22 protein-coding genes and 1 other RNA gene are annotated in these 23,867 nt (G+C 62.6%); 8 read left to right on the forward strand and 15 right to left on the reverse strand.

All coding sequences use genetic code 11. The features are described 5' to 3' along the window. Nucleotides 1-93: 93 nt before the first annotated feature. Nucleotides 94-1,347, forward strand: coding sequence for an FAD-dependent oxidoreductase (locus X730_RS145300; RefSeq protein WP_023696740.1), 1,254 nt, complete (start codon nucleotides 94-96; stop codon nucleotides 1,345-1,347). A 121-nt stretch (nucleotides 1,348-1,468) separates the two neighbouring features. On the opposite strand, the gene X730_RS145295 is transcribed toward X730_RS145300, so the two are convergent. After that, entirely contained in the window at nucleotides 1,469-2,746 is a 1,278-nt protein-coding gene (locus X730_RS145295; RefSeq protein WP_023669533.1) for a 4-aminobutyrate--2-oxoglutarate transaminase, read from the reverse strand. 228 nt (nucleotides 2,747-2,974) lie between these two features. On the opposite strand from X730_RS145295, the gene X730_RS145290 reads away from it, so the two are divergent. Further along, nucleotides 2,975-3,649, forward strand: coding sequence for an efflux RND transporter permease subunit (locus tag X730_RS145290; RefSeq protein WP_023826831.1), 675 nt, complete (start codon nucleotides 2,975-2,977; stop codon nucleotides 3,647-3,649). A 68-nt stretch (nucleotides 3,650-3,717) separates the two neighbouring features. Here the strand turns inward: X730_RS145290 and X730_RS145285 are convergent, their stop codons facing one another. From X730_RS145285 to ffs, 12 genes are all read right to left on the reverse strand, one after another. Then, the gene (locus X730_RS145285; protein WP_023682021.1) at nucleotides 3,718-4,056 is read right to left on the reverse strand and encodes a hypothetical protein; all 339 of its coding nucleotides are present in this window, start codon (nucleotides 4,054-4,056) and stop codon (nucleotides 3,718-3,720) included. Nucleotides 4,057-4,070: 14 nt separating this feature from the next. Further along, a complete protein-coding gene (locus tag X730_RS145280; protein ID WP_023682022.1) occupies nucleotides 4,071-4,820 on the reverse strand; it encodes an ABC transporter ATP-binding protein in 750 nt (249 codons plus the stop codon). Then, nucleotides 4,817-5,653 (reverse strand): ABC transporter ATP-binding protein, encoded by an 837-nt coding sequence (locus X730_RS145275; RefSeq protein ID WP_023682023.1) that lies wholly within the window; start codon nucleotides 5,651-5,653, stop codon nucleotides 4,817-4,819. Before X730_RS145275 ends, X730_RS145280 begins: the two co-directional genes overlap by 4 nt. Before the next feature lie 10 nt (nucleotides 5,654-5,663). Then, entirely contained in the window at nucleotides 5,664-6,584 is a 921-nt protein-coding gene (gene nikC / locus X730_RS145270; protein WP_023682024.1) for a nickel transporter permease, read from the reverse strand. Further along, complete coding sequence (locus X730_RS145265) at nucleotides 6,581-7,648, reverse strand: ABC transporter permease (protein WP_023682025.1); 1,068 nt, start codon at nucleotides 7,646-7,648, stop codon at nucleotides 6,581-6,583. Before X730_RS145265 ends, nikC begins: the two co-directional genes overlap by 4 nt. A gap of 19 nt (nucleotides 7,649-7,667) precedes the next feature. Next, nucleotides 7,668-9,311 (reverse strand): ABC transporter substrate-binding protein, encoded by a 1,644-nt coding sequence (locus tag X730_RS145260; RefSeq protein WP_023682026.1) that lies wholly within the window; start codon nucleotides 9,309-9,311, stop codon nucleotides 7,668-7,670. 263 nt (nucleotides 9,312-9,574) lie between these two features. After that, nucleotides 9,575-10,852 carry a lytic murein transglycosylase gene (locus tag X730_RS145255; protein ID WP_023826832.1) on the reverse strand — a complete coding sequence of 426 codons (1,278 nt, stop codon included), beginning with the start codon at nucleotides 10,850-10,852 and terminating at the stop codon, nucleotides 9,575-9,577. Between the two features lie 194 nt (nucleotides 10,853-11,046). Further along, nucleotides 11,047-11,652 (reverse strand): recombination mediator RecR, encoded by a 606-nt coding sequence (recR, locus tag X730_RS145250; protein ID WP_023826833.1) that lies wholly within the window; start codon nucleotides 11,650-11,652, stop codon nucleotides 11,047-11,049. Nucleotides 11,653-11,749: 97 nt separating this feature from the next. After that, the gene (locus X730_RS145245; RefSeq protein ID WP_023826834.1) at nucleotides 11,750-12,718 is read right to left on the reverse strand and encodes a cell wall hydrolase; all 969 of its coding nucleotides are present in this window, start codon (nucleotides 12,716-12,718) and stop codon (nucleotides 11,750-11,752) included. Between the two features lie 218 nt (nucleotides 12,719-12,936). Then, nucleotides 12,937-13,260, reverse strand: a complete 324-nt coding sequence (locus X730_RS145240) for a YbaB/EbfC family nucleoid-associated protein (protein WP_023826835.1) — start codon at nucleotides 13,258-13,260, stop codon at nucleotides 12,937-12,939. A 31-nt stretch (nucleotides 13,261-13,291) separates the two neighbouring features. Then, nucleotides 13,292-15,103, reverse strand: coding sequence for a DNA polymerase III subunit gamma/tau (locus X730_RS145235; RefSeq protein ID WP_023826836.1), 1,812 nt, complete (start codon nucleotides 15,101-15,103; stop codon nucleotides 13,292-13,294). Between the two features lie 204 nt (nucleotides 15,104-15,307). Further along, nucleotides 15,308-15,404: signal recognition particle sRNA small type (gene ffs, locus X730_RS1000000166405), an RNA gene on the reverse strand. Nucleotides 15,405-15,561: 157 nt separating this feature from the next. Here ffs and X730_RS145230 point away from each other — a divergent pair. The 3 genes from X730_RS145230 (at nucleotide 15,562) to X730_RS145220 (ending at nucleotide 17,338) form a co-directional block, all read left to right on the forward strand. Then, complete coding sequence (locus X730_RS145230; protein WP_023669517.1) at nucleotides 15,562-15,981, forward strand: HIT family protein; 420 nt, start codon at nucleotides 15,562-15,564, stop codon at nucleotides 15,979-15,981. Nucleotides 15,982-16,016: 35 nt separating this feature from the next. After that, the gene (gene nudC, locus X730_RS145225) at nucleotides 16,017-16,958 is read left to right on the forward strand and encodes an NAD(+) diphosphatase (RefSeq protein ID WP_023826837.1); all 942 of its coding nucleotides are present in this window, start codon (nucleotides 16,017-16,019) and stop codon (nucleotides 16,956-16,958) included. A gap of 74 nt (nucleotides 16,959-17,032) precedes the next feature. Next, complete coding sequence (locus X730_RS145220) at nucleotides 17,033-17,338, forward strand: Dabb family protein (RefSeq protein ID WP_023669515.1); 306 nt, start codon at nucleotides 17,033-17,035, stop codon at nucleotides 17,336-17,338. 7 nt (nucleotides 17,339-17,345) lie between these two features. On the opposite strand, the gene X730_RS145215 is transcribed toward X730_RS145220, so the two are convergent. Then, nucleotides 17,346-18,209: a prephenate dehydratase gene (locus tag X730_RS145215; RefSeq protein ID WP_023826838.1), complete on the reverse strand. Its 864-nt coding sequence runs from the start codon at nucleotides 18,207-18,209 to the stop codon at nucleotides 17,346-17,348. A gap of 23 nt (nucleotides 18,210-18,232) precedes the next feature. Continuing rightward, entirely contained in the window at nucleotides 18,233-18,958 is a 726-nt protein-coding gene (locus X730_RS145210) for a 3-deoxy-manno-octulosonate cytidylyltransferase (RefSeq protein WP_023669513.1), read from the reverse strand. Between the two features lie 194 nt (nucleotides 18,959-19,152). On the opposite strand from X730_RS145210, the gene X730_RS145205 reads away from it, so the two are divergent. From X730_RS145205 to X730_RS145195, 3 genes are all read left to right on the forward strand, one after another. Next, complete coding sequence (locus X730_RS145205) at nucleotides 19,153-19,818, forward strand: cytochrome c family protein (protein ID WP_023688767.1); 666 nt, start codon at nucleotides 19,153-19,155, stop codon at nucleotides 19,816-19,818. Nucleotides 19,819-19,969: 151 nt separating this feature from the next. Continuing rightward, nucleotides 19,970-21,847, forward strand: a complete 1,878-nt coding sequence (locus X730_RS145200) for an extracellular solute-binding protein (protein ID WP_023745252.1) — start codon at nucleotides 19,970-19,972, stop codon at nucleotides 21,845-21,847. Then, complete coding sequence (locus tag X730_RS145195) at nucleotides 21,847-23,715, forward strand: extracellular solute-binding protein (protein ID WP_023688769.1); 1,869 nt, start codon at nucleotides 21,847-21,849, stop codon at nucleotides 23,713-23,715. Before X730_RS145200 ends, X730_RS145195 begins: the two co-directional genes overlap by 1 nt. The last annotated feature ends 152 nt before the right edge of the window (nucleotides 23,716-23,867 follow it).

Here is a 23,867-nt window from a genome sequence, read left to right on the forward strand (position 1 = left end):
GAACGGCTCACAATCAAAGCATGATGTCGTCCGAAAACCGCTTCACACTTTTCGGCATCATGCTCCAGATTTGAAACAGGAATTCGGGTTGCGATGAAGAACGGGGTCGTCATTGTCGGTGCGGGTCATGCGGGCGTGCAAGCGGCCGCCAGCCTGCGCGAGGAAGGCTATGACGGGCCTGTCATACTGATCGGCGACGAAACCGATCTGCCCTATCACAAGCCGCCGCTGTCGAAGACCTTCATCAAGGACGCCGATGCCAAGCCGCAACCCTTGCGCGGCGAGGCCTTTTACACCGGCAGCGCCATCGACTTCAGGCCGGGCGTCCGAATCGACAGCATCGATACGGCAGGCCGCAAGCTGGACATAGCGGGCGGCGGCGTGCTGCCGTTCGACCGGCTCATCCTGGCCACCGGTTCGCGGCCGCGGCTTCTGCCGCTGCCGGGCGCCGACCTCTCGGGCGTGCTGTCGCTGCGCTCGATCGCCGATGCGCGGCTGATCCGCGCGCTCAGCGCCCAAAGCGAAGACGTGGTCATCCTCGGCGGCGGCTTCATCGGGCTGGAGATCGCGGCAACGCTGAGGGCCGCCGGCCGCAACGTCACCCTGGTCGAGGCTGTCGACCGGCTGCTTGGCCGCGCCGTGGCGCCGGTGGTGGCGAGCCATGTCCGCCAACGGCTGGAGGCGATCGGCGTGCGTATCCTCACCGGCACCACCATTGCCAGGCTGGAAGGGGAAAACCGCCATGTCTGCGCTGCCATCACCTCCACCGGCGAAAGGCTGCCCGCGCGCATGGTCATCGTCGGCATCGGCGCCGTGCCGAATGTCGAACTTGCGCAGGCTGCCGGACTGACTGTCGCCAATGGCATCCGCGTCGACCAACAGATGCGCACCTCAGTGCCTGATATTCTGGCCATCGGCGACGCCGCTTCCTACCGCCACTGGTCGACCGGCGGCGACGTGCGGCTGGAATCGGTGCAGAACGCCACCGACCAGGCGCGGCTTGCCGCACGCACGATCACCGGCCATACGGACGCGTATGCGGCGGTGCCGTGGTTCTGGTCTGACATCGGCGACATGAAACTGCAGATGGTCGGGCTGACCTCGGGCGGCGACAGCCATGTCGTGCTGGGCGACCTCGCTGAGAACAAGTTCTCGATCTACCACTATGCTGGAAGCCGGCTGCTCGGCATCGAATCCGTCAACAGGCCGGGCGACCATATGCTGGGCCGCAAGATGCTCGGGGCCGGGTTTTCGCCGATGGCGCAGACGATTGCTGAGGGACCTGACGGGCTGAAGGCTGCACTGGCAGCGTTCCAGCAGGATGAGCCGGCACGGGCTGCGGGCTAGACGCACTTACCCTCCCCCTTGTGGGGAGGGTCGCTGCGAAGCAGCGGGGTTGGGGTCGGCGCGAGGCCCCCCACCCGGACCTGCGGTCCGACCTCCCCACAAGGGGGAGGTAGGGTTTGCGCTAGGCAGCGCAGACTTCGCGGATCGAGCTTTCCAGAATGTCGAGCGCCTCGTTCATGACATTGTCCTGGATGGTGATCGGAGCCAGGAAACGGATGACGTTGCCGTAGACGCCGCAGGTCAGCAGGATCAGCCCCTTGTCGAGCGCCTTCAGCCGGATCGCATTGGCGATCTCGGCCGACGGCAGGCCCTTCTTGACGTCGTTGAACTCGACCGCGTTCATGAAGCCGAGACCCCTGATGTCGACAATCTCGGGCACATCGTCGCGGATCGACTGCAGCCGCTGTTTCAGCCGGGCGCCCAGCGTATTGGCGCGGTCGCACAGCTTTTCGTCCTCGATTACGTCGAGCACGGCGTGTGCTGCGGCGACACCGATCGGGCTGCCGCCATAGGTGCCGCCGAGCCCGCCAGGACCGGGCGCATCCATGATCTCGGCGCGGCCGGTGACCGCCGCCAGCGGGAAGCCGCCGGCCAGGCTTTTCGCCATGGTGGTAATGTCGGCCGCGACCTCATGATGATCCATGGCGAACATCTTGCCGGTGCGGGCAAAGCCGGTCTGCACCTCATCGGCGATCAGCAGCATGCCGTGCTGGTCGCAGAGCTTGCGCAGCGCCGTCAGGAATTCGCGCGGCGCGTCGTAGAAGCCGCCCTCGCCCTGGACCGGCTCGATGATGATGGCGGCAACGCGAGCCGGATCGACATCGGCCTTGAACAGTTTGTCGAGTGCGGCCAGCGAATCGGCTGTAGACACGCCGTGCAGCGGCACCGGAAACGGCGCGTGGTAGACGTCGCCCGGCATGGCGCCGAAGCCGACCTTGTAGGGCACGACCTTGCCGGTCAGCGCCATGCCCATGAAGGTGCGGCCGTGGAAGCCGCCGGCAAAGGCGATGACGGCTTGGCGGCCAGTGGCGTTGCGGGCGATCTTGATGGCGTTCTCGACGGCTTCAGCACCCGTAGTGACGAAGATGGTCTTCTTCTCGAACTTGCCGGGCAGCATGCCGTTCAGCCGTTCGGCCAGCCTGACATAGCTCTCATAGGGCACGACCTGGTGGCAGGTATGGGTGAAGCGGTCGAGCTGTGCCTTGACCGCCTCGATCACCCTGGGATGGCGGTGGCCGGTGTTGACGACGGCGATACCGGAGGAGAAATCGATGTATCGGCGGCCTTCTACATCCCAGATCTCCGAATTCTCGGCGCGGTCGGCATAGATCTGCGTCGTCATGCCGACGCCGCGCGAGATCGACTGGTTCTTGCGCTCAGAAATGGCTGCGTTCTTCATTTCGTCCCTCATCGGGCCGACGCCCGTTCTCGTTAGATGAATGCCAAGGCCTCTTCTGACCTTATTTCACGTTTTCCTCAAGTTGGCACCGCCGCCGGGCGATTGGGCCTGTCGTCGATGCGGGCCACTTCGACAGACCGGTCTTAACCAGCCGACCGATACACGTACGGGGCAGTCCGTGACAGCTCACCCGTCACCGGGAACGGCGAAGCGATCCCGCTCGCCGCGGTGGCGAACTTCCGCTACGACCTCGAACAGCCGACGGTGTGGCGGCGCAACCGCATCCCGATGATCACCGTTCGCGCAGGCCTCGTTGGCGACGTGCTGCCGGCCACCGTCGTGAACGAATTGAAGCCGTCGGTCGACGCCTTCATCGCCAAACTACCGCCCGCTATTCCGTTGCAACCGCCGGCTCGGTCGAAGAAAGCGCAAAAAGCCGCAGCGGTGGTGCCGCTGATGCTGTTCGTGATGGCGACCATCCTGATGATCCAGTTGCAAAGTTTTCAGCGCCTGTTCCTGGTGGTGGCGGTGGCGCCGCTCGGCCTGATCGGCGTGGTCGCGGCCCTGGTGCCGAGCGGCGCACCGCTCGGCTTCGTCGCCATTCTGGGCGTCCTGGCGCTGATCGGCATCCTGATCCGCAACTCAGGTGATCCTGATCGTGCAGATCGAGGATCTGGTGGCCGAGGGCCAAGACCGCTGGGAAGCCGTATCGAAGCGACCGAGCACCGCATGCGGCCGATCGCGCTGACGGCCGCGGCCGCCAGCCTGGCGCTGATCCCGATCGCGCGCGAAGTGTTCCGGGGCCCGATGGCATACGCCATGATGGGCGGCATCATCGCCGGCGATCACGCTGCTGTTCCTGCCGGCGCTTTATGTGACGTGGTTCAGGATCAAGGAGCCTAAGCAGGGGGACGAACCATCTGTTCCAGAGAACGGCGAACTGGCGCAAAGCTCGACTTAGCCCTCCTGCATCACTCGTTGTCGTTGGAGGGTACAGGGAGTGATTTAGCGCGCTGCCAAGGCGACAATTTTGAACTGCGCCAAGCATGCCAGCCTTTTGGCAAATCGGCCAATTCCAGGATGCTCTCATCCCGCTGAACCACATTCTGGAGGCTGACGAGCATTAGCTCGGGTTCATCTCGATTTTGCTTGTCGTTGCTATGAAATTGCCAACTGCCACCCTCATCGTTGTGGTTATCGTCGTCATCAGCTTCGTGCACAACGTATGCGATCCAGTCACCACGTTTAAATATGCTTCTGTCCGACAACACCGCGACATTGGGTGGGTCTTCGAACGTCCATTCCGCCATAGGAAACCCCAGATTCAAGCGGTCCGCACAAACCCCTCGCTCGCCCTCAACAGATTGCGCGTATAATCCTTCTCTACGCGATGCCCGATCAGCTGGCTCGCGGTGAGATTTTCCACCGCTTCGCCGTTCTGCATCACCATCAGGCGCTCGCACATATGGGTGATGATGGCGAGGTCGTGGCTGACCATCAGGAAGGTCAGCTTGCGCCGACGGCGAACCTCTTCCAGCAGGTTGAGCACTTCGGCCTGCACCGAAGCGTCGAGCGCCGAGGTTGGTTCGTCGAGCAGCAGGATCGACGGTTCGAGGATGAGCGCGCGCGCGATCGCCACGCGCTGACGCTGACCGCCGGAGAGCTGGTGCGCGTAGCGGAAACGGAAACCGTTGCCTAATCCGACCTCGTCGAGGGCGCGCTGGATGCGTTGCTCGCCATCGGCAAAGCCGTGAATGGCGAGCGGTTCCTGTAGCAGGCGGTCGACGGTCTGACGCGGGTGCAGCGAACCATAGGGGTCCTGGAAGACCATCTGCACTTCGCGATAAAAAGCCTTGTCGCGGCGCGCTCCCAGCGTCTTGCCATTGACCGTGATAGTACCGGATGCGACAGGCACCAGGCCGGCAATGGCTTTGAGCAGCGTCGACTTGCCGGAACCGCTCTCGCCGACCAGGCCGAAGGATTCGCCGGACTTCACCTCGAGGTTCGCCCCTTTCAGCGCGCGAAAACGGTCGAACACCACCTCCAGCCCTTCAATCGAAATAGCTGGCGTCATGCCGCCCACTCCGGCTTGCGGTCGAGCACCGGCAGCGGGTGGCGTTCGTAACCGATCCTGGGCATGCAGTTGAGCAGGCCGCGCGTGTAGGGATGCTGGGCGTCGCGCAGCTCCGACGCCTTGAGCTGCTCGACCACCTTGCCGGCATACATGACGATGACGCGGTCGCAGAAGGAGGCGACCAGCCGCAGGTCGTGCGAGATGAAGATCAGGCCCATGCCGCGCTCACTGACCAAGCGGTCGAGGATGCCGAGCACATCGAGCTGCACGGTGACGTCGAGCGCCGAGGTCGGCTCGTCGGCGATCATCAGTTCCGGTCCGGCGATCAGCATCATTGCGATCATGGCGCGCTGGCCCATCCCGCCGGACACCTCGTGCGGATGCAGGTCGAAGACACGCGAGGGATCGCGGATCTGCACAGCTTCCAGCATGGCCAGCGCCCGCTCGCGCGCTTCGGCCTTGGAGACCTTTTCATGCGTGCGCAGCGTCTCGACGATCTGGCGGCCGATGCTCATCACGGGGTCGAGCGAATATTTCGGATCCTGCAGGATCATGGCGATGCGTTTGCCGCGCAGCGCCCGGCGCTGACGGGCCGGTATGGCCAGAAGGTCGATGCCGTCGAGGGCGAGCTTCTTGGCCGACACCAGAGCCTGCGGCGGCGTCAGGCCCATGATGGCGCGGCCGGTCTGCGACTTGCCGGAGCCGCTTTCACCGACAATGCCCAGCCGCTCTCGGCCAAGCGAAAAAGTGACGCCGCGCACCGCCTGGATGAGGCCGGTCCGAGTCGGGAAGGTGACGCGCAGGTCGTCGACATCGAGAAGTGCACCGCTCATTGGTCACCACTCATTGGTCGCCACTCCGGGGATCGAGCGCATCGCGCAGGCCGTCGCCAAGCAGGTTAAAGCCGAGGCTGACGATGAGGATGGCGAAGCCCGGCGCGCCGGCCACCCACCATTGGTCGAGCACGAAGCGGCGGCCGGACGCGATCATCGTGCCCCATTCCGGCAGCGGCGGCTGGGCGCCCAGGCCGAGGAAGCCGAGGCCGGCGGCGGTGAGGATGATGCCGGCCATATCGAGCGTCACCCGGATGATGAGCGAAGAGATGCAGAGCGGCATGATGTGGCGCAGCACGATGCGGAACGGAGAGGCGCCCATCAATTGCACCGCCTTGATGTAATCCGAATTGCGCACGGTCATCGTCTCGGCCCGCGCAATTCGGGCGTAAGGCGGCCACGAGGTGATGGCGATGGCCAGCACCGCGTTTTCGATGCCGGGGCCAAGGGCCGCGACAAAGGCCAGTGCCAGGATCAGCTTGGGGAAGGCGAGGAAGATGTCGGTAATGCGCATCAGAATGGCATCGGTCCAGCCGCCGGCATAGCCGGCGACGGTGCCGACCAAAAGGCCGATGGGGGCTGCGATGACAGCGACAAGAATGACGACATAGAGGGTCCAGCGCGAGCCAAAAAGAATGCGCGAATAGATATCGCGGCCGAGATCGTCGGTGCCGAACCAATGCGCCGCACTCGGCGCCAAAAGCCGGGCATTCTTGAGATCGCCGATGGTCGGCGAATAGGGCGCCAGCACATCGGCAAAGGCTGCGACCAGCAGCAGCGCGATGATGATGAGCAGGCCGAGAAACGCCAGCCGGTTGGCGGAAAAGCGCCGCCAAGCGACGTAGGCGCGGCCGAGCCGTGCCTGCATGCGCGAGGCCGGCCGATCGCTGAGCAGCCAATCGCGGCGCGTTTGGATTGCTTCGGCGCTCATCCTGTCTTCGTCCTCGGATCGAGCACCTTGTAGAGAACATCGGACAGGAGATTGATGCCGATGAACACCGAACCGATGACGATGGTGCCGCCGAGCACGGCGTTCATGTCGGCGTTCTGCAGCGAATTGGTGATGTAGAGGCCGATGCCGGGCCAGGAGAACACCGTCTCGGTCAGCACCGAACCTTCGAGCAGCCCGGCATAGGACAGCGCGATCACCGTGACCATCGGCACCGCGGCGTTGCGCAGCGCATGGCCCCAGATGATTCGCGTTTCAGACAGGCCCTTGGCGCGCGCGGCGACGATGTATTCCTGCGACAGCTCGTTCAGCATGAAGGAGCGCGTCATCCGGCTGATATAGGCGAGCGAGAAATAGCCCAGCAGCCCTGCCGGCAGGATGATGTGGCGGTAAGCGTCGTAGAAGACATCCCACTGGCCCTGCAGCGCGGCGTCGAGCAGGTAGAAGCCGGTGATCGGTGTGAATGTGTACTCGTAGACGATGTCGAGGCGGCCGGGAAAAGCCACCCATTGGAGCTTGGCGTAGAACAGGACAAGCCCCAAAAGCCCGATCCAGAAGATAGGCACGGAATAGCCGATCAGGCCGACAATGCGAACGATCTGGTCGATGAGACTGCCGCGTTTTACCGCTGCCAGCACGCCGAGCGGCACGCCGATCAACGAGCCTATCAGAGTGCCCAAAGTCGCCAGTTCGATCGTTGCCGGAAAGGCACGGCGGATGTCGGTCATCACAGGATTGGTGGTCAGCACAGAGGTGCCGAAATCACCGTTCAGCGCATGCTTGAGATAGATATAGAATTGCTCGATCAACGGCAGGTCGAGCCCCATCTCGCGGCGGGTGCGCTCGACGACATTGGCCGGTGCGCGGTCGCCGAGCACCGCCAGCACCGGATCGATCGGAATGATGCGGCCGATGAAAAAGGTCACCGCGAGCAGGCCGAGATAGGTGGTGACGGCGATGACCAGGAAGCGGCCGATCGCCAACAAGATAGCGACGGCGCGGGCGCTTCCCTGCCCCGCCGTCGCCTGGTTTTCAATCGCGCTCATCAGGGCGCGTCCGCCGGCGCTATTCCTTGGAGACCGGGCCGACGAAGTTGGTGTCGAAGCTCGGACCGAGCGCAAAGCCTTTCAGGTTTTTGCGCAGGCCTGCCACTTCCAATTGCTGGTGGATGATTACGAAGGGGCTGGTGTCGAGGATCGTCTTTTCAAGGCTCTTGTACATATCGGCGCGCTTGCCGGCATCCTTCTCCAGCAAGGCTGCTTCGGTCTGCTTTGTCAGGTCCGGGATGTCCCAGGCATTGCGCCAGGCCAGCGTCTTGGTCTTGCCTTCATCAGAATTGTCCGGGTTTGAGGCAAAGGTCTGGGCGTTGGAGTTCGGATCGAAATAGTCCTGGCCCCACTGGCCGATATAGATGTCATGATTGCGGGCGCGGTATTTGGTCAGCGTCTGCTTGCCGTCGCCCGGGATAATTTCCAGCTTGATGCCGGCCTGGCCAAGCGTCTGCTGGATCGATTCCGCCATGCCCGTTGTCGGCTGTCCCGTGCGTACGTCCATGGTTACGCTGAAGCCGTCGGCCAGGCCGGCCTTGGTCAGCAGTTCCTTGGCTTTGGCGACGTCGAACTTGAACGGATTTTCGTCCAGTTCGCCCAGCACGCCCTTGGGCAGGAAGGTCTGGTGAATCTCGCCAATGCCCTTGAGGATGGTCGTGCTCAGCGCATCGTAGTCGACCAGATATTTGAACGCCTGGCGAACCTCGGGCTTGGCGAGGTTCGGATTCTTCTGGTTGAGGCTGATGTAAAAGACCGTGCCCTTCGGCGCGCTGGTCGTGGTGAGATCGGCATTCTTGGCGATGGCGTCGAGATCGTTCGGCTCGAGGTTGCGGGCAACGTCGATGTCGCCTGCTTCGAGCGCCAGGCGCTGTGCCGAGCTTTCCTTCATGTTGCGGTAGATGACGCGGGCGAGCTTGGCCTTCTCGCCATTGTAATTGTCGTTGCGCTCCAGCACGACGACCTCATTGGCCCGCCATTCGCGCAGCTTGTAGGCGCCGGAGCCGGCATAACCGGTCTTCAGGAAGGCGTTGCCGAAATCGTTGTCCCATTTGTAGTCGGCACTCGGCGTCACCGCGGCGACATGTTCCTTGACCAGCTTTGCGTCGACGACCGAAGCGACCGTTGCCGACAGGCAGTTTAACACGAAGCTCGGCGCATAGGCCTTGTCGACGGTGAACTGGAAGGTGGTATCGTCGACGGCCTTGGCCTTGTCGGCAACATTGTCGCCGCTGATGCCGAACTGGTTGATGATGAATGCCGGCGGCTTATCCAGCTTGATGGCGCGCTCGAAGGAATAGGCGACATCGGCGGCCGTCAGTGGATTGCCCGAAGCGAACTTTAGGCCGGGCTTGAGCTTGAACGTATAGACCAGGCCGTCGTCGGAGACGGTCCAGCTCTCGGCAAGGTCGCCCTTGACCTTGGAGGTGTCGCTGAGGTCGAGGCGGACCAGCAGATCATAGGTGTTGCCGGTGACTTCGGCGGTCGACAGTTCGAACGCCTCGCCCGGATCCATGGAGATGATGTCGTCGATGGCAAAACCTTCGACCAGCGTGTCGGCGGGGGTCACGGCAAAGGCCGGCGCGACGCCAATGAGCAGAGCGGACATGGCAGCACCTGCGAGCCAGACGCGCGAACGTAGAGCAAACTTTTCCATCATCATGATGATTGTTCCCTGTTTTGTTGATTGTTGACCCCGAGTTCCCGGCTCAGGGCTGCAGTAATCTTTTTCGCGGCCGGAGGACGACCGTTAGACCCCATACCGTGTTGATTTTTTTCCAGTTGGTCAACACCCTATCCGGCAGCCCTCCAACCGGCAACGGGCATTTTGCGAGCCGGCATACTGGACCGGAATATGCTGTGCGCGTCGAAGCATGGGCGAGCCAATTGCAGCCGCCGATGGGGAAAAATCTGCTCTTTTCGGTGTTACTTGATGGCAGCAACCAGATCGGCGTCGGGGAAGCAGGTGGCGGGGCGGCCATTCTTTTCCTGCCAGCTGCCGATCGAGCGGCGGGTCTTGAAGCCGGGCAGGCCGTCGGCGCTGCCGACATCGTAGCCCTTGGCCTCCAGCGCCCGTTGCAGCGCGGCGATGTCGGAACGATGCAGGCCGCCAACCGCACCCCAGCTGCCGACGAAATCAGCATCGCCATGGGCGATGCGGTCAGCGCCATGGCCGATGAACAGGGCGTACAGGTCGCTGGTGTTGTACTGTTTCAGCACGTAGAAATTGGGCGTGGCGATGAAGGCGGGGCCGCTGCGTCCGGCCGGCATCAAAAGGAATCCTTCCGCTTTCAGTTCGCCGGCCGGAAAGGCTTTGCCGCCGACGCGGCTGATTCCCATCGCCGCCCAGGCTGAGATTTTCTTGCCCTGGTCGGGACCTTCGAGCGAGCAGGAAACGCTTTCCGGCACCGTCACCTCGAAACCCCAGCCACGCCCCTTCACCCAGCCATAGTGGACGAGATAGTTGGCGATCGAGGCCAGCACGTCCGGCGTCGAATTCCAGATGTCGGGGTGGCCGTCACCGTCGTAGTCGACGGCGTGCTTCAGGAACGAGGTCGGCATGAATTGCGGCTGGCCGAGCGCGCCGGCCCAGGACGATTTCATGGCGCCGACCGGCGCCAACCCATGCTCGACGATCTCGAGCGCCGCCAGCACTTCGGTGCGGAAGAAGTCTTTCTTGGTCGACATGAAGGCCTTGGTGCCGAGCACTTCGAAAGCGTCGTAGGGCATTTTCGCCGCGCCGAAGCCGGTCTCGCGGCCCCAGATCGCCAACAGTATCTCGCCCGGGACACTGTAGCGCTTTTCGATCGCAGCCAGCGTCCTGGCGTTGGCCGCCTCGCGCGTGCGCCCACCTGACGTGACGGCGCGCACCGTCTTTTCGGCGAAATAGGCGCCGGGCGAACCGAACTCCGCCTGATGCTGCTTCTGCGGGGTTTTGCGTTTCTCGCCGGGCAGGACGAGGTCGGGCAATTTGAGGTTCGGCTTCACGCCGTTGAAAGCGGCGTCGAAGGTGGATTTGGAGATGCCTTTGGTCTGGGCTTCGGGCCAGAGATCGGTTTGCAGCCAGGCGCGGAACTGGTCGTCGATTTTGGCGGCGGAGGCGGGGGAGATGAGGAGGAGGGCGAGCAGAGCCGCAAGGAATGAAAATAGTAGCAGCCTTGGAGGCTTGCGTTCCCTCACACCCCCCTCTGTCCTGCCGGACATCTCCCCCTCAAGGGGGGAGATCAGCAGCTTCTCGGACGGCATTCTTCTTTCAACGCAGGTGGTAGGCGAAAACCGAAGCGACAGCCAATCTCCCCCCTTGAGGGGGAGATGTCCGGCAGGACAGAGGGGGGTGTTTGGCGCAAACCTCGAAGAATGCGAAGCTTTCATGTCGCACATCCTGCCCGCCAATTGCGTCAAAACGCCGTCCGCGAGCGCAAGGCCGCCGCCAGCGTCCCCTCATCCAGATAGTCGAGTTCGCCGCCGACCGGCACGCCATGTGCAAGCCTGGTGACCTTGATCTCGAAACCCGAGAGCTGGTCGGTGAGATAATGCGCCGTCGTCTGGCCCTCGACCGTGGCGTTGACGGCGAGGATCACCTCCTTCACGTCGCCGCCGGCGACGCGGTCGACCAGCGAGCGGACATTGAGCTGGTCGGGGCCGATGCCGTCGAGCGGCGACAGCGTGCCGCCGAGCACATGGTAGCGCACATTCATGGCCGCCGCCCGCTCCAGCGCCCAGAGGTCGGAGACATCCTCGACGACGATCACCGTCGAGGCATCGCGGCGCGGATCGGTGCAGATCATGCAAGGGTCGGAGGTATCGACATTGCCGCAGGTCGTGCAGATGCGCACCTTGTCGGCGGCTTCAGCCATGGCGGCGGCGAGCGGCGACAAAAGCTGCTCCTTCTTCTTGATGAGGTGCAGTGCCGCACGCCTGGCCGAACGCGGCCCTAGCCCCGGCACCTTGGCCAGGAGCTGGATCAGGCGTTCGATCTCGGGACCGGCGATTCGCTTCGACATCGCACTGATCTAGGATTTTTCCGCGCGCTTTGAAACATGCCGCATACGCACCGAGCCCGCCATGCTGCCATGGCGGGCTCGGAAAATGTTCTGGGCGTCAGTAGGCTGAGAGCGGCCGGGTTTGATCGACGATCATTGCGCCGATAGCGTCGGTGTTCTCAGGCGTCGACTGGAAGCCCATCGACGCTTCCTGCGTCGCCGATGGAACCGAGGTGATGTAGCGGGCGTTCAGCGTGCCGCCGAAACGCGAGGCATCGGGCTCGGCCATCGGCTCCTGCATCGCCACCTCCGTCTGCTTGGCGGCGACGCGGGCGCTCTTGGCGGGCGCCGCGGAAGCCGTCACATAGGTCTGCTCGGCTGGGGCACGTGTCGCCTTGGCTGCGCGAACCGCCGCGGCCTGCTTGGCAGGATCTGGACGGACAATGGTCTTCACCACCGGCTCGGCGTAGGCAACCTGCACCGGCGCTTCAGGCACAGGCGCGCGCGGCGTCGCCGAGGCAACCATGGTCGTGGATTCATCCGGCAGCGGCTGCCAGTTGCGGCCGCGCTTCTCGTAGAAGGCGTTGCCGCCGGCAACCATGGTGTAATGCATGTTCTTGTAGGGGAACCTCAGGCCGGCGGTGTGGAAGTACATCGTGTTCTTCAGCTTGGCCTTGCGCTCGCCCTTGAGCACCGCATCGGCGGCCTCCTCGACATCGGGCATCGCTTTCGAATTCATCGCCCGCGTCATCACGCCGGGCGCGAACTGGCCCGGTTCGCCAACCACTTGGCAAATGGTGCTACCATGATTGCCGGAGCGTAGCCGGTTCATCACCACAGTACCGACGGCGATCATGCCGTCACGGCTCGAGCGGTTGGACTCGAAGAACATCGCCCGCTCCAGGCATTCCTTTTCTTTCGGCGTGTTGCGGTAGGCGCGCGTCGAAAGGAAGCTGGGCGTGATGGCGTCGGTCAGGCTGGCGACCGACAGGCCGTGCGAAGACGTGGTCTGGCTACAACCCGCCAGGAACATAGGGGAGAAGATGATGCCGAGCAGAAGCGGCGTCTTCCATCGCGTCGCGATCAACAAAAATGCCTCATTGTCCAGATGCCAGCCCGCCCCGAGATGTGGCAAGAATGAGACTCTTAAAGGCAAAAAGATGGCTAAAGGATTAGCTTTCGTGCAGCATAGGTAAAACTTTATAAATGGCCGGATATGTCCGCGTGAGCAAAGCCGGAGAAAGTCTTAACAACAGCCTCCGCAGCCGATTTCCCTTCATAATCAATTAACTGGTTGGAGCCGGCTCAGAACGGCAATTTCATTCCGGGCGGGATCGGCAAGCCTGCCGTCAGCGCCTTGGTCTTCTCCTGCATAATCTGCTCGACCTTATTTTTGGCGTCATTGTGAGCGGCAAGCAGCAGGTCTTCGAGGATCTCGACCTCGTCCTCCTTGAACAGCGACGGATCGATCTTCAGCGACTTCATCTCGAACTTGCCGGTCAGCGTGACATTGACCAGCCCGCCTCCGGCCTGCCCGCTTGCTTCTATCGTGGCGATCTCGTCCTGCATGGCCTGGAACCTGGCCTGCATTTCCTTCGCCTTGCCCATCAGGCCGAGAAGATCTTTCATGGTCGGGTCCTTTGCGGATTCGTGGCTATGGTCAGGTTTCGTCGTCGTCCGGCGGCGGCTCGACCGGCACTTCGGCCTTGTCGGTGTCGACTTCCGGCGCGTCGGGAATGCGCACGTCGATGATCTTGGCGCCGGGAAAGCGCGCCAGGATGGCGGCCACAGCCGGATCGCTTTTCGCGTCGGAGAAAGCAGTCTCGCGCCTGGTCGATTCCATCTCGGCCAGCGTTTGGCCGCCCTCTTCCTTCGACAATGACACCAGCCAGTTGCGGCCGGTCCAGGCGCGCAGCTTCGTCGTCAAGTCGTTGAGCAGCATCTTGGGCGCATCGGCGGTCAGGCCGACGTCGATACGGCCGGGCTCGATGCGCACCAGGCGAATACAGCTCTTGACCAGCACCTTGAAGGCGATGTCACGCTGCGCGTCGGCAAGAGCGACAATATCGGCCAGCGATTTCAGCGGCGGCGATTGCGGCTCGACGACCGGCTGCGGAGGCGCGACAAAGGCGACCGGGGGCGCGTCGACCAATCGCATGGTTTGCGCACCGGCTGGCCCGGACGGCATCCGGGTCTGCGCTACCGCGCTGGCGCCGCCGCCATTGCCGGCATTTACCGGCGCACCATTCGGGCGTGACGCACCACCGGACGCCGGAGCGCCGCTCTCCAGAGATTTCAGCGCCTCGTCCAGCGTCGGCAGGTCGGCGGCATGCGCCAGCCGGATCAGCACCATCTCGCCGGCGCTGACCGGTCGGTTGGACGACTGCACCTCGGGAATGCCTTTCAAGAGCATCTGCCAGGTTCGCGACAGAACCTTGACCGACAGCGTGCTGGCGAAGTCGGCGCCGCGGCGGCGCTCATCCTCGGACAGGGAAGCGTCGTCGGCAGCCGTCGGCACGAAGCGCAGCCGGGTGACGAGGTGGTTGAATTCGGCCAGATCGGTCAGCACGGCAGCCGGATCGGCGCCGGTGTGGTACTGGTTGCGGAATTCGGCAAGGGCGGCCGCCACATCGCCCTTCATGACATGTTCGAACAGGTCGACGATGCGGGCGCGGTCGGCGAGACCCAGCATGTCGCGCACCGCTTCGGCGCTGACGGCGCCGCCGCCATGGGCGATTGCCTGGTCGAGAATGGAGAGCGAATCGCGGGCCGAGCCTTCGGCGGCGCGCGCGATCATCGCCAGCGCGTCGTCGTCTACCGATATGCCTTCCTTGCCGGCAATGGAGGCGAGATGCGCGACCAACGCGCCGGCATCGATGCGTCTCAGGTCGAAACGCTGGCAGCGCGACAGCACGGTGATCGGCACCTTGCGGATTTCGGTGGTGGCAAAGATGAATTTGACGTGCGGGGGCGGCTCTTCCAGCGTCTTCAACAGGCCGTTGAAGGCCTGGGTGGAGAGCATGTGCACTTCGTCGATGATGTAGACTTTGTAGCGCGCCGACACCGGGGCATAGCGCACGCGCTCGATAATGTCCCTGATGTCGTCGATGCCGGTATGCGACGCGGCGTCCATCTCGATGACGTCGACATGGCGGCCTTCCATGATCGCCTGGCAGTGCTCGCCCAGGAGGGCGAGGTCGACCGAGGGATGGTCGACCGTCGGCGTCTTGTAGTTGAGCGCCCGCGCCAGGATGCGCGCCGTCGTGGTCTTACCGACGCCGCGCACGCCGGTCAGCATCCAGGCCTGGGCGATGCGGCCTGTGGAGAAAGCGTTGGTCAAAGTGCGGACCATCGGCTCCTGGCCGATCAGTTCGGAGAAATTCGACGGACGATATTTGCGCGCCAGCACGCGATAGGCGACGGCCTTTTGCTTCTCCAGGTTTTCGGGGTCCGAATTTCCGGCTTCGCTCATTCGCCCGTAAAGCTCCAAAAGGCCGCGTCTCAGCGTAGCCGATTCCTGCTAGATCGTTTCACCGTTTTCTGAAACGGCAAACCGCTCTACCCTTTGCTTTAACGCAATTCCGGACGGGAAACCGCTCACACTTTCCCTGGAATTGCTCCAATAGTCTCGCCCGCGCTGCAATGCGTCGTCAATGTCGCGAGAGGGGCCGATGAGGTGGGAGGCTGGAACAATGACCCGTTCCGGGCTCGTTAGGGCTGCTTCCTTCCGGACCTGACCCGGTTGGCGAGTGGATCGTCCACCACCAACCTCCCGCGTTCCATATCGGCAATTCAGCGATCAAATGCAAGGGTGCATTGAGAATCGGATGCCCGTGAACTCCGCCGCTCAATGAATCGCTTGCAGCCCCCGTGCAGCCGCTCTAGCGTGATGAGTTTGGGAATAATGCGAGAAGCGCAAGGGAAACGCCAATGCTACCGGGCCTCAAGGCCGGATTCACGCTCGACTCCAGGCTGGAGGCGGATAGCGAGCAGCTGATGTGGCTCGGCCTGTGCGAGCTCAGGGTGATGAACGATAGCCGCTGGCCATGGCTGGTCCTGGTGCCGCAGCGGCCGGGGGCCGAAGAAATCCACGACATGACGCCGCTCGACCAGGCGATGTTGACCTTCGAAACCAACATGGTGGCGCAGGCGCTGAAAAGAACCACGAGCTGCACCAAGATCAACACCGGCGCGCTCGGCAACATCGTTCGGCAATTGCATGTCCACGTCATCGCCCGCTCGGAAGGCGATCCGGGCTGGCCGGGGCCGGTGTGGGGGCACGGCATGCGCGAGCCCTATGAGCGTTCAGGCATCCGCCAGTTTGCGCAACAGATCAAGGCGGCGCTATAAGCCGCCTGTGTCCATCCCTAGACGTTCGAGCTTCCATGACCCTTCGCCTTTTTGACGCGCCCTTGCGCGAACCGAGCCAGTTCGTCGGCTTCGCCGGAAACACGATTGATCGGCAATCCGAGAACCGCGCCGACGATTCCGTCGAAAGGGCGTTGGCCGATCCCTCGGCACGTCTTCTGCCGATGCATGGCGGACGGCTGTATCTGAAATTGCACGATGGCAGCTTCGACCCTTGGTTCGATCTGGCTGAGAGCCAGAAGCTGCAGCCATCACTCGCACAAGGCGTGCTGCTTGGCTTTGCCGAGAGCGGCCCGGTACTTGCCGTGCCGGTCGGCCTCGATCCCGAACAGCTGCCGGAGACCATGAAGGCGATCGATTTTCGCTCGGTCTATATGCAGGGGCTGATCGACGAGGCGGCAGCGGGCGCGCTGGCGCAAGGCGCCGCCCTGCTTGCCTGGCATGCCACCCATCGCTTCTGCAGCAAATGCGGCCATGAATCGCAAATGCGGGCCGGCGGCTACAAGCGCCATTGCCCAAATTGCGGCACCGAGCACTTTCCACGCACCGATCCGGTGGCGATTATGCTGACGGCGACGCGGGAAAAATGCCTGCTCGGCCGCGGCCGACATTTCGGGCCCGGCATGTACTCGGCGCTTGCCGGCTTCATCGAGCCGGGCGAGACGATCGAGGCGGCGGTGCGCCGCGAAACGCTGGAGGAAGCCGGCATCCGGCTCGGCCGCGTCGTCTACCATGCCAGCCAACCCTGGCCGTTCCCCTATTCGCTGATGATCGGCTGTTTCGGCGAACCCCTCAATGACGACATCCAGGCCGATCTCAACGAGTTGGAAGATTGCCGCTGGTTTTTTCGCGACGAGGTGCGTTCCATGCTGGAGAGGACGCACAAGGACAATCTGGTCACGCCGCCGAAAGGCGCGATCGCGCATCATCTGATCCGCGCCTGGGTCGACAGCGAATAAGAGTTGTTATTTTACGCAATTCCGGACGGAAAACCGCTTCACACTTTTCCTGGAATGCTTAACGGGAGCAAAAAATGATCCGTCACACCGTGGTTTTCACCCTGAAGCACCCGCAGTACTCGCTGGAGGAAAAGCGGTTCCTCTCCGATGCCAAGCGCATCCTCAGCGCAATCAAGGGCGTCACCCATTTCGAGCCGCTGCGGCAAGTCAGCCCGAAGAACGACTATCACTTCGGCTTCTCGATGGAGTTCGTCGATCAGGCCGCCTACACCAGATACAATGAGCACCCGGACCACGTCGCCTTCGTGCGTGACCGCTGGATCCCGGAAGTCGAAACCTTCATGGAAATCGACTATGTGCCGCTGACCCTGCTGGTTTAGGGGAACCTTAGTCCGCGACCTTCCACTGCTCGCGCGACTCACTGGCGGGATAGACGCCCAGAATGCGCACTTCGCGCGAGAAGAAGCGCAGTTCGTCCAGCGCCAGCTTGACCAGCGGATCGTCGGGATGGCCCTCGATATCGGCGTAGAACAGCGTCGCGGTGAAGGCGCCCAACTGATAGCTCTCCAGCTTCGTCATGTTGACGCCGTTCGTGGCGAAACCGCCCATTGCCTTGTAGAGCGCAGCCGGCACGTTGCGGACACGGAACATGAAGGTCGTCATCATCTTGGTGTCGGCCGAGGGCCGTTCGGCCAATCGCTTGTCCTTGGTCAGGACGACGAAGCGGGTGACATTCGAGTCCGTGTCCTCGACATTTTTCTCGATGATGTCGAGGCTATAGAGTTCTGCGGCGAGCGCAGGCGCCAGCGAGGCCATGGTGCGGTCCTTGAGCTCGGAAACCAGCTTCGCCGAACCCGCCGTGTCGCCGGCAATCACCGGCTTCCAGCCATTCTTGCGGATGTATTTGCGGCACTGTCCCAGCGCATGGATATGGCTGTGCACGGTCTTGATCTCTTCGCGTTTGACGCCGGGCAGCACCATCAGTTGGAAATGGATCGGCAGGAAATATTCGCCGACGATGTGGAGTTTCGATTCCGGCAAGAGATGATGGATGTCGGCGACGCGGCCGGCGATGGTGTTTTCGATCGGGATCATGGCGAGGTCGGCCTTGTTGGTCTCGACCGCGTTGAAGGCATCCTCGAAGGTGGGGCACGGCAACGGCTCCATCGAAGGGAACATGTTGCGGCTGGCGGTGTCGGAATTGGCGCCCGGTTCGCCCTGGAAGGATATTCTGTTGGTCTTGTCAGGCATGCCGATATCTCAGGTTGAAGGTCTCAGGAAAGAATTTGTCGGGCGCGTTCGAGGTCTTCCGGCGTGTCGACGCCGAGCGGCAGCGATTGCACGATCTCGGCATCGATGCGCATACCGGCCTCCACCGCCCGCAACTGCTCCAGCCGCTCGCGCCGTTCGAGCGGCGACGGTTTTAGCGCGACGAAGCGTTCGAGGGCTGAGCGCCGATAGGCGTAGAGGCCGACATGGTGATAGAGCGGCCCCTCGCCCCAGGGCGCGGTGGCGCGGGTGAAATAGAGCGCCTTCAGCCGCGTCGCCGACAACGGCGAACCGACGATCTTGACGACGTTGGGGTTGGCCTTTTCCTCGTCGCGGACGATCTCGACGCCGAGCGTGGCGATGTCGACCGCAGCGTCCTCGAACGGTTTCAGCGCCGCACCGATGATCTTGGGATCGATGGTCGGCAGGTCGCCCTGCACATTGACGATGGTTTCGACCTTGCGATCGGGGTCGAGGGCGGTCAGCGCTTCGAAGATACGGTCGGAACCGGATTCGTGGTCGGTGCGCGTCATCACCGCCTCGAAACCGTGCGCGCGCACCGCTTCGGCCACGTTGCGCGTGTCGGTTGCCACCACCACCCGCCCAAGCCCAGCCTCAGCGGCGCGGCGGGCGACATGGACGATCATCGGCGCGCCGGCTATGTCGGCCAGCGGCTTGCCCGGCAGGCGCGTCGAGGCCATGCGGGCCGGGATCAGGATGAGCGTGGACATCGAGGTTGCAAGGCGTTCGAAAAGAGGATGGGGAAAGTGGCAAAAGGTCTCACTGGAAGCGCCCTTATAGGTGTTGCAACGCCCAAGCAAAAGACCTAGTTTCCGCCCGATTTGACCGGCTCGACGGGGTGGGTCACGATACCGACGGACGGAGTGGACGGAGAGGTCCGCCGGAAAAGGGAGCCCTGGGGCGTATGGATTCCAACGAAGTCAACAAACTGCTCGCCGGGTTGCTTGGAACCTGTTTCGTCGTCTTCTCGGTCGGTTTGGTGTCCGACGCCCTGTTTGCCTCGCCGGCGCCGGAAAAACCCGGCTTTGCCATCGAGGCGACGGAGCCTGCCGAAGGCGGCGCCGCCGGACCCGCGGCAGAGGCCAAGCCAATCGCCGACCTTTTGGCCACCGCCAATGTCGAGCAAGGTGCGGCCGTCTTCAAGAAATGCCAGGCCTGCCATTCCGGCGAAAAAGGCGGCCCCAACAAGGTCGGCCCGGATCTCTGGGACATCGTCGACCGCCCCGTCGCCGAGCATGAGGGCTTTGCCTATTCGGCCGGCATGAAAGAGTTTTCCAAGGGCGGCGCCGAGAAGTGGACCTATGACAACCTCAACCACTTCATCACCTCGCCGAAGAAATTCGTGAAGGGCACTGCGATGGGCTTTGCCGGCCTGCCAAAGGACGAGGACCGCGCCAACGTCATCGCCTATCTGCGAACGCTGTCGGACAGCCCAAAGCCGCTGCCGACGCCAGGTGCCGCCGCTGATGCAACCGCGCCGGGCAAGCCGGCCGAGGGTGCTGCTCCGGCCAAGCCGGCTGAAGGTGCAGCTCCAGCCCCTGCGACGCCGGCACCGGCGCCCGCCAAATAACCGAATTGTCATCTCCATCATCTAAAAAAAGCCGGGTTCAGCCCGGCTTTTTGTTAGGAAAATCGCATATGCGGCGACAAAGCCGCCGCATGGCGGTTTTCACCGGCGTCAAATCATTTAGGATCGCCGGGCATCGCGAAGAGGAGAACGCATGACGGTTGGCCGAACGCTTCTGAGGTCCTTTCTGGTTGTGGGCGCCCTCGCAGGCGGCCTGCAGGCAGCCTTCCCCCAGGAATGGCACACCACCTCTTCGCTGATCGGCCCCTCCAAATATGGCGAGAACTTCCAGCGCTACGATTATGTGAATCCGGATGCACCGAAGGGCGGTACCTACAATTCGGTCGTTTCCGGCACGTTCGACAGCTTCAATCCCTATATCGTTCAGGGATCGCCGGCGGCCGGCCTGCAGCCATTTGGCGGCGGCCTGCTCTACGACACGCTGATGGATCAGGCGACTGACGAAGGCAGCGTCAGCCACCCGCTCATCGCCGATGCCTACAAGTACCCTACCGACTATTCCTCGGCCACCTACCGGCTCGACCCACGGGCGAAATGGCATGACGGACAGCCGATCACCACTGACGACGTGATCTGGTCGTTCCAGGTGCTGAAGGCCAACAGCCCGATGTACAGCCGCTATTTCGAAAACGTCACCGACGCCGTCGCTGTCTCGGACCGTGAGGTCGAGTTCCACTTCGACCAGAAGGGCAATCGCGAACTGCCCAAGATCCTCGGCGACCTTGTCGTGCTGCCCAAGCATTGGTGGGAAGGCACCGACGCCAATGGCAAGAAGCGCGACATCACCAAGGGGACGCTGGAGCCGCCGCTGGGCTCGGCTGCCTACAAGATCGCCAGCTTCAAGGCGGGGTCGGAAATCGTCTGGCAGCGCGTCCCCGACTATTGGGGCGCCAAGCTGGCTGTGAAAATCGGTCGGGAGAATTTCGACACGCAGCACTTTACCTACATTCTTGACGACAACGCCTCCTGGGAGGCGTTCAAGAAAGGTGGCCTCGACGATATCAAGCCGGAAAACAGCTCGAAGCGCTGGGCGACATTTTATGATTTCGCGGCGATCAAGGCCGGAGATGTGATCAAGCAGGAGTTCAAGACCACCTCGCCCGAGCCGATGCAGGCTTTCATGCTCAACCAGAGACATAGGTTGTTTGCCGATCGTCTGGTCAGGGCCGCGCTCACCTACCCGTTCGATTTCGAATCGATGAACCGCACGCTGTTCTTCGGTTTCAACACTCGCACCCACAGCTATTTCCAGGGCACGGACCTAGCCTCCAGCGGCTTGCCGCAAGGCAAGGAATTGGAGATCCTGGAGAAGTACCGCGACAAGCTGCCGCCGGAAGTATTCACCCAGGAATTCAAGTTGCCGGTCTACGATTCGCCGCAGGCGGAGCGCAAATATCTGAAGCAGGCGGTCGACCTGTTCGCCCAGGCCGGCTGGGTGATCAAGGGCGGCAAGATGGTCAACGCCAAGACCGGCGAGCCATTCAAGTTTGAAATCCTAGGCTCGAATGAAACCGACCAGGTCATTTCCAGCCCCTGGATCGCCAATCTGCGCAAGATCGGCGTCGATGCGACACTGCGCATCGTCGACCCGAGCCAGTACACCAACCGCGTCAGAAACTTCGATTACGACGTCATCACAGGACAGCTCCAACAGTCGGAATCGCCCGGCAACGAGCAGCGCGATTTCTGGAGCTCCAAGGCCGCCGACACACCGGCATCGCGCAATTATTCCGGCATCAAGAACCCGGTCGTTGACGCCCTTGTCGACCGCATCATTTTTGCCACGGATCGCGATGACCTCGTCGCCACCACCCATGCGCTCGATCGCGTGCTGCTGTGGAATTACTATGTGGTGCCGCAATACTATCGCGCCGTTGTGTGGCTGGCTTACTGGAACAAGTTCGGCATCCCGGAAAAGCAGCCCGGCTACCGTGGCGCCGATATCGATTCCTGGTGGATCGATGCGGACAAGGAAAAGGCCCTGGCCGCCAAGTACAAGGGCAGCAATTGATGGCGGGGCTCCCTCGCCGCGATTTCCTGGCCCTCAGTGGCGCCGCGGCCGTTGCTGCGCTGCTGCCGGGCAAGGCTTTCGCCGCCAGCCCAACCGGCGTGAAACTGCATGGACTGTCGGCTTTCGGCGACCTCAAATACAAGCCGGACTTCACTCATTTCGACTATGTCAATGTCGATGCGCCGCAAGGTGGCGTCTTCAACTTCCTGCCGCGCAACTGGCTTGCCAACCAGACGCCGCTGACCTTCAACACGCTGAATTCGTTCGTCCCCAAAGGCGATTCGCCCCAGCGCACGGAGATGTGCTTCGATTCACTGATGGTGAGAGCGTACGACGAACCTGACGCCGTTTACGGGCTGATCGCTGACGGCGTGACGATTTCCGACGACCGCAACGACTTCACCTTCTCGCTGCGCCCGCAGGCCCGCTTCCATGACAGCACGCCATTGACCGCAGAGGATGCCGCCTTCACCTTCAAGCTGCTCAAGGACAAGGGGCACCCGTACTATTCCCTGCCGCTAACGCATCTGGATGACGGGATTGCCGTGGATGCCCACACGCTGCAGCTTAGGTTTTCCGGCAAGCAGACAAGCCGCACCATCCTCAACGTCGTCGAGTTCCCGGTCCTGTCGAAGGCGTTCTACACGACCAACCCGTTCGATTCCTCGCAGATGAACCCGCCGTTGGGGTCAGCCGCCTACAAGGTCGGTCGCTGGTCGGCAGGGGCCTGGATCGAATATGAGCGTGTGGCTGATTATTGGGGCAACGACCTGCCGGTCAATCGCGGCCAGAACAATTTTCAGCGGATTCGCGTTGAGTTCTATCAGGACCGTAGCGTTGCCTTCGAAGCGTTCAAGAAGGGAGAAATCCTCTACAGGGAGGAATTCACCTCGCGCGTCTGGGCGACCGGCTACGACTTCCCAGCCTTCACTGCCGGCAAGGTGGTGAAGCACGAATTCCCGGCCGAAACGGTGCCTTCGATGCAGGGCACCGCCGTCAACCAGCGGCGCGAGCAGTTTCGCGACTCGCGCGTGCGGCAGGCGATCGGGCTGTGCTTCGACTTCGAATGGACGCGGCGCAATTTCTTCTACGGTTCCTATGAGCGCTCGCAATCCTGCTTCGAGAAATCCGAATTTCGCGCCGAGGGCAGACCGTCGCCACAAGAATTGGCTCTTCTTGAGCCGCTGCGTGAGCAGATTCCCGCCGAGGCTTTTGGCGAAGCCGTGATCCAGGACGCGTCGAACGGCTCCGGCCGCGACCGGCAGTTGCTTGGCAAGGCGGCCAAGCTTCTGGCCGAGGCCGGCTGGAAACGGTCCGGCAATTTCGTCGTGAACGACAAGGGTGGTCGGTTGTCCGCAGAGTTTCTTGTCGACGACGAAGTATTCGAACAGGTCTACTCGCCCTGGGTCGAAAACATGAAGGCGGTCGGCATCGATGCCTCGATCCGGCTGGTGGATGCCGCGCAATATCAGCTGCGGCAGAATTCGTTCGACTACGACCTCGTCTCGGTCGCGGCCTCGTTTCCGGCGACGCCAACCCGTGATGACCTCGAAACCATTTTCCATTCGCGAGCAGCTACCGTATCGGGCTCTCGCAATCTGCCGGGAACGTCGAGCCCGGCCATCGACGCCCTGGTTGACGCCGCAGGTGCCGCCGAGGGTCGCGAAAGCCTGACAATTGCCATGCGCGCGCTCGACCGGGTCTTGCGTGCACGGAGGGATTGGATTCCAAGTTGGTTCCTGGCGAATCATCGAAGCGCCTATTGGGACATGTTCGGTTTTCCCGAGCGGAAACCCGATTTCGACTTCCCGGTCGAAGCGCTGTGGTGGGTCGACAAGGGCAAGGCGGCAAAAATTGGCAAAGGGTAGGCTGTTGCGCGGCACTTTACCCTCCCCCTCGTGGGGAGGGTCGGTGAGCACTTCGTGCGCAGCGCGAATGGCGAACCGGGGTGGGGGTGTGACGGCGTACGCCGGATCGAGACTACCCCCACCCCGCTCCGCTTCGCGGATCGACCCTCCCC

Source organism: Mesorhizobium sp. L103C131B0, assembly GCF_000502275.1.
Classification (GTDB): Bacteria; Pseudomonadota; Alphaproteobacteria; order Rhizobiales; family Rhizobiaceae; genus Mesorhizobium.